Raw genomic sequence first — 4287 nt, forward strand, 5'->3', positions numbered from 1 at the left:
GGGGGGCCACCCGGGCCCGCGCCCGCCCCCGCGGCCGCATCCGCCCCTCCGGCAGCCGTAGCGGTTCGCCGAGTCGAACCGATCGTCCTGAACCGGGTGTCCGGTCGGGCCGAGTGTCCGGCTGTCCGATTTCTTCAAGACCGGCGGCGAGGGCACGGCCTACGGTCAGGCTATGACACCTCGACTCGATGTGATCGGCCTGGTCGTCGCCGATCTGGACGCCAGCCTCACCTTCTACCGCCGCCTCGGACTCGAATTCGGCCCCGTCCTCGGGGAAGGCCATGTGGAGGCCGAGTTGCCGGGCGGCTTCCGCCTGACCCTGGACACCGAGGCGGTCATCGCCTCCTTCCATCCGAATTGGCGACCGCCGCAGGGCGAGGGCCGCATCGGCCTGGCCTTCCACTGCGATTCACCCGCCGACGTCGACCGCCTCTTCGAGGAACTGGTCGCGGCGGGCCACCACGCCGAAATGAAACCCTTCGACGCTCCGTGGCGGCAGCGCTATGCGGTGGTGCACGATCCCGACGGCAATGGCGTGGACCTCTACGCCGCGTTGGACGCCTGATCGGCCCCCTGCACCGCGAGCAGTCGGCGCAGGGTCATTCCCGTGAGGTCGCGCACCTCACGCGCGAAGTGCGCCTGGTCGGCGTAGCCCGCGCGGGCCGCCACCTCAGCGAACGGCACGCCCGCGCGGGCCAGCGCCAGGCCGTGTTGCAGCCGCAGCACCCGGGCCAGGGTTTTGGGGCCGTATCCGAAGCTCGCCAGCGACAGCCGGTGTAGTCGGCGTGCGCCGAACCCGGTCGCCGCCGCCGTCTGCGCCACCGAGTGGCCCGCCGCGAGCTGCTCCGCGATCCAGCGCACCACCGGATCGGCGGGTTCGGTGACCGCGGCCCGCGCGGCGGCAACCGCCTCCACACCGGCTACCGGGTTCGCGGACTTCCCCACCAGCTCGCTCGCCCGGCGTGCCTCGGCGGGTGACCACAGGGCGTCGATTTCGACACCGGCGTCCCGCAATTCGTGCGCGGGCACCCCCAGCAGCGCCGGAGCCGTACCCGGCGGGAATCGGATACCGGCGATCCGCGTCCCGGCCGCCAAGGTGACCTCTCGCGCGCGGGTATCCGGACCCGCCACCCGCAGTTCGCCGTCCATCCACAGCAGATCCATGCACCCGTCCGGCAGCACCGGCGCTTCGACCGCGGACCGCAGGGTCCGCGTCCACACCACGGCCCCCGCGACCGCCGCCGACGGCCGCTCCTGATAGGCGGGCGAGGATGCCGATTCCTCCACGTCCCCGAGGCTACGCGCGGGAACCGACAACCACGTCCGTCGCCAACCGGACGAGTGCCGTTCCGAGCGCGCCACCGCACCCACCGTTTCGTCGACAACCGGACGAGTCGCCTTCCGAACGCCGTAGCGCACACCGACCATCACGTGGCTGCGGGCGCGCGGCGATGCGCCCGAATCGCACACGCGGCCCGCGCTGCCGGGGTCGTCGGCGCGGTCCCGCTCAGTTGCAGGCGGCGGTGCGCTGGAGGATGCGTAGGGAGCCGGTCGCCGAGAGTTCACGGAACTTTCCGGAGTCCAGGGCGCGGCGGTAGATGTGGAAGGGCGCTTGCCCGCCGTCGGCGGGGTCGGGGAAGACGTCGTGGATGGCGAGCAGGCCACCACCCGCCACCCAGTGCGCCCAGTTGTCGTAGTCGCGCTGCGCGGCCTCCTCGGTGTGGCCGCCGTCGATGAACAGCAGGCGCACGGGGGTGCGCCAGATGCGGGCGGCGGCGGTGGAGGAGCCGAGGATGCCGACCACGGTGTCGGTGAGTCCGGCGCGCACCATGGTGCGGCGGAACGCGGTCACGGTGTCGAAGACGCCGGTCTCCGGGTCGACGAGGGTGGTGTCGTGGTACTCCCAGCCGGGCTGATGCTCCTCGGAGCCGCGATGGTGGTCGACGGTGTAGACGGTCGCCCCGGTTTCGCGGGCGGCCGCGCCGAGATAGATCGCGGATTTTCCGCAGTAGGTGCCGATTTCGACGATAACACCGTCACCGGCGTGGTCGCGCGCGGCGGCGTAGAGGGCGCGGCCCTCCTCCGGCGGCATGAATCCGGTGGCCTGTTCGGCGAGTGCGAACAATTCGGCGGTGGCGGCGGAAATCCCCGCGGCGGCCTGTGTCATGAAATCCTTGCCTGCCTCATCCAAAACAGTTCCGGGGCACCCGTATTGATACCTCGCGAACATCGTGCGAGTTGCTCGGGGAGCCGACCCATAGTAGCATCCAGACACGTGTCCGATTCCCTTTCCGCCCGTCCGGTGGTGAGCATGGAGGCCACCCGCCGCCGCCTCACCGAGAAGCAGGCCGACACCGTCGACAAGCTCACCCGGGCGGCGATGGAGGTGCTCGCGCGCGAGGGTTTCGCGGGTCTCACGGTGCGCATGGTTGCCGCCGCCGCCGGGGTCGGCACCGCCACCGCCTACACCTACTTCTCCTCCAAGGAACACCTGGTCGCGGAGCTGTTCTGGCGGCGGCTCGCCGCCACCGAACCGCCGGTCGAGACCGATGTCGACAGCACCGCGCGCGTGATCGAGGTGCTGCGCCAGATCGCCATGCTGGTGGCCGACGAACCGGCGCTGGCGGGCGCGGTGACCAGCGCCCTGCTCGGCACCGATCCCGATGTGGCGCATCTGCGCCTGCGCATCGGCACCGAGATCCGCAATCGGCTCGTGGCCGCCCTGGGCGCGGATGCCGATCCGGAAATCGTGGAGACGCTGGAATCGCTGTACGCCGGTGCGCTGGTGCGCGCCGGAATGGGTTATGCGTCCTATATCGAAATCGCCGACCAGTTGGAAAAGTCGGCGCGGCTCGTGCTGCCGCACTGAATCCCGCGCGGAAATCTTTCGAAATGACACCGAATTCGGTGGGATCCCTTGCCGCACAACACCTTCCGTAGTACCGTCCAGACAGGTGTCCAACACCGGTACCGTTGGGAGGTTTCCGATGACCCTGGTGCGACCGCGACAGGTCTCCGGCGGCGAACACGAACACGGCCATCTCGAGGAGTTCCGCACCGATCCCATCGCCCTCATGCGCCGGGTGCGCACCGAATGCGGTGATATCGGCTCCTTCCGGCTCGCCGGCAACGACGTGATCCTGCTGTCCGGCGCGCAGGCCAACGAGTTCTTCTTCCGTGCCTCGGACGACGAACTCGACCAGGCCGCGGCCTACCCGTTCATGAAGCCCATCTTCGGCGAGGGCGTGGTGTTCGACGCCCCGCCGGAGCGGCGCAAGGAAATGCTGCACAACTCGGCCCTGCGCGCCGAGCAGATGCGCGGACACGCCAGCACCATCGCCCGCGAGGTGGACCGCATGGTCGCGCGCTGGGGCGACGAGGGCGAGATCGACCTGCTCGAATTCTTCGCCGAGTTGACCATCTACACCTCCTCGGCCTGCCTGATCGGCGTGAAGTTCCGCGAGGAACTCGACGCCCGCTTCGCCCGGCTCTATCACGAGCTCGAGCAGGGCACCGACGCCTACTGCTATGTGGACCCCTACGCGCCCATCGACAGCTTCCGCCGCCGCGACGAGGCCCGCCACCAGCTGGTGAAACTGGTACGCCACATCATGGCCGGGCGAATGGCGAATCCGCCGGAGGGCAAAGCGGACCGGGACATGCTCGACGTGCTGGTGTCGGTGCGCGACGAGCAGGGGCAGCCGCGCTTCTCGGCCAGCGAGATCACCGGCATCTTCATCTCCATGATGTTCGCCGGGCACCACACCACCTCGGGCACGGCGGCGTGGACGATCATCGAACTGCTGCGCAATCCCGCGGTGCTCGACAGCGTGGTGACCGAGCTGGACACCCTCTACGCCGACGGCCAGGACGTGAGTTTCCATGCGCTGCGCCAGATTCCGCGCTTGGAGGCGGCACTGAAGGAGACGCTGCGGCTGCATCCGCCGCTCATCATCCTGATGCGGGTGGCCCGGGACGAATTCGAGGTGTGCGGCCACGGCATCGCACCCGGTGACCTGGTGGCCGCGACACCCGCTGTCTCCAACCGCATTCCGGAGGACTTCCCGGAGCCGGACCGCTTCGATCCGAACCGCTATCTCGACCCGAACCAGGAGGATCTGGCCAATCGCTGGACCTGGATCCCCTTCGGCGCGGGCCGCCACCGCTGCGTGGGCGCGGCGTTCGCGCTCATGCAGCTGAAGGCGATCTTCTCCATCCTGTTGCGGGACTGGGAATTCGAACTCGCACAACCGTCCGACAGCTACCGCAACGACCACTCCAAGATGG

The 4287-nt window shown here is 69.4% G+C and carries 5 protein-coding genes; 3 read left to right on the forward strand and 2 right to left on the reverse strand.

Going from position 1 to position 4287, the window contains the following annotated elements:
• Nucleotides 1-172: 172 nt before the first annotated feature.
• Complete coding sequence (locus QK444_RS33125) at nucleotides 173-565, forward strand: VOC family protein (RefSeq protein ID WP_282785983.1); 393 nt, start codon at nucleotides 173-175, stop codon at nucleotides 563-565.
• On the opposite strand, the gene QK444_RS33130 is transcribed toward QK444_RS33125, so the two are convergent.
• Together QK444_RS33130 and QK444_RS33135 are read right to left on the reverse strand one after the other, a co-directional pair.
• Nucleotides 544-1287, reverse strand: coding sequence for a helix-turn-helix transcriptional regulator (locus QK444_RS33130; RefSeq protein ID WP_282785984.1), 744 nt, complete (start codon nucleotides 1285-1287; stop codon nucleotides 544-546). The genes QK444_RS33125 and QK444_RS33130 overlap by 22 nt on opposite strands.
• A 220-nt stretch (nucleotides 1288-1507) precedes the next feature.
• Nucleotides 1508-2167: a class I SAM-dependent methyltransferase gene (locus tag QK444_RS33135; RefSeq protein ID WP_282785985.1), complete on the reverse strand. Its 660-nt coding sequence runs from the start codon at nucleotides 2165-2167 to the stop codon at nucleotides 1508-1510.
• 138 nt (nucleotides 2168-2305) lie between these two features.
• Between QK444_RS33135 and QK444_RS33140 the strand changes: the two genes are divergently transcribed.
• Together QK444_RS33140 and QK444_RS33145 are read left to right on the forward strand one after the other, a co-directional pair.
• Nucleotides 2306-2869 carry a TetR family transcriptional regulator gene (locus tag QK444_RS33140; RefSeq protein WP_282785987.1) on the forward strand — a complete coding sequence of 188 codons (564 nt, stop codon included), beginning with the start codon at nucleotides 2306-2308 and terminating at the stop codon, nucleotides 2867-2869.
• A 118-nt stretch (nucleotides 2870-2987) separates the two neighbouring features.
• Nucleotides 2988-4287 (forward strand): cytochrome P450 (locus QK444_RS33145; protein ID WP_282785986.1); only part of this gene is annotated, 1300 nt, incomplete at its 3' end.

It is taken from the genome of Nocardia sp. CC201C, assembly GCF_030010695.1.
GTDB lineage: Bacteria > Actinomycetota > Actinomycetes > Mycobacteriales > Mycobacteriaceae > Nocardia > Nocardia otitidiscaviarum.